The organism is Thalassobacterium maritimum, from assembly GCF_031127805.1.
GTDB classification, from domain to species: Bacteria; Verrucomicrobiota; Verrucomicrobiia; order Opitutales; family Coraliomargaritaceae; genus Thalassobacterium; species Thalassobacterium maritimum.
Window position 1 is genome coordinate 1 of sequence record NZ_JARXHW010000148.1, and the last position, 1,235, is coordinate 1,235.

Consider the following 1,235-nt stretch of genomic DNA (forward strand, 5'->3'; position numbering starts at 1 on the left):
ATTTAGAAAAAGTTGGGTTAAGGACAGCACCACCATGCATATGATTGCTGTTAAATAGCAGCGCTGACGATTTCTTTTCATTCGATTACTGAACGGTGAGGAGTCTCAAGGAGTGAGCGAGGAACGAGCGAACAGAGTTGAGACCTCCGACTGGATCGATACTTTCCTTTCCGGGGCTAAAGATACTCCGATTGCTCCGTCCATGTAGTCTGGAATAAACATCCGAACCCTAGAAAGGGCTAAATACTCATAGGCATGTAGCGAACCCGCAAGAGGGCTGGGTATGAGAAACCATGCATGCGTTTCCTCTGTCGTGATAGCTTTATACGTTTTCGAATAATAACGCTCAGGAATTAGGATTCGATATCTCGCTTTCTTTTTTCCTTGAATTTCGACCTCATCATCTGGCCATTGGTGCCCTTTCTGAAACTTCACCGCACCGTCCACAACTAGATAGGTGTATAGAAAGGTATCTTCGTGGAAATCTACATCTGGATGTTTCGATTCCCTGATTACTTTAATTTTTTCCAAGATATCTCCGGAGAGGCGGCCTTCGACGATAAGGTCAGAGTTCTCATACATACCACCGAAGTCTTTATCACTACCAAATGCGACGACAGGGAGTAGCGCGATGACTGTGAGTAGGAATTTCATTCTTTCATCGATCGTAGAGGGGATGCATAGATGAGCGCAGCGAAATCTATTGTCATCTCCCGACTTGTTCAGTCGTTGATTTCCGCATTCGGCTCGAATAATCCGATTAGGTGGCCTATGCTGATTGTGGTTATTGCTGGGTGCATATCAATTTCACTATCTGTAGTAGAACTTGCAAACATACTGCAACGCTCGCTACCCACGCAGCAATGCGAGCAGACTTCGCCGAATCTCGACTCTCTGCAATCGAATCCATGTTTTCTTTGTGGTTCCATTCGGCCTGCCTTGAATCAATCATGCGACAAATGATTTCCGACATCCGACTTGCTTTCATTTGGTTTATTTCGTGGCTTTCCGTTGCTGTGGCTAAGCCAGATAAGTATTTTCTCAGCTCTTCGACTTCTGCTGTGTAAATATGGCCATTTGCGAAATCGCGACATGCAGCATCGTAATCGTATTTATTTTCGGTGCTCATTTTATTTTACTGATTAAGGTAGAACTGCCCGTTACCGGGCAGTCCCCTTGCAGATCCCTGCGTGCGGTATTCCCGCACAGGGCTCCTCAGTTGAGTCGCGCAGTGG

The 1,235-nt window shown here is 45.9% G+C and carries 2 protein-coding genes; both read right to left on the reverse strand.

Going from position 1 to position 1,235, the window contains the following annotated elements:
* Positions 1-105: 105 nt before the first annotated feature.
* Positions 106-654 (reverse strand): hypothetical protein, encoded by a 549-nt coding sequence (locus QEH52_RS19720; protein ID WP_308952676.1) that lies wholly within the window; start codon positions 652-654, stop codon positions 106-108.
* 130 nt (positions 655-784) lie between these two features.
* On the reverse strand, positions 785-1,129 hold the full coding sequence (locus tag QEH52_RS19725) for a hypothetical protein (protein ID WP_308952677.1): 345 nt from the start codon (positions 1,127-1,129) through the stop codon (positions 785-787).
* Positions 1,130-1,235 lie beyond the last annotated feature (106 nt).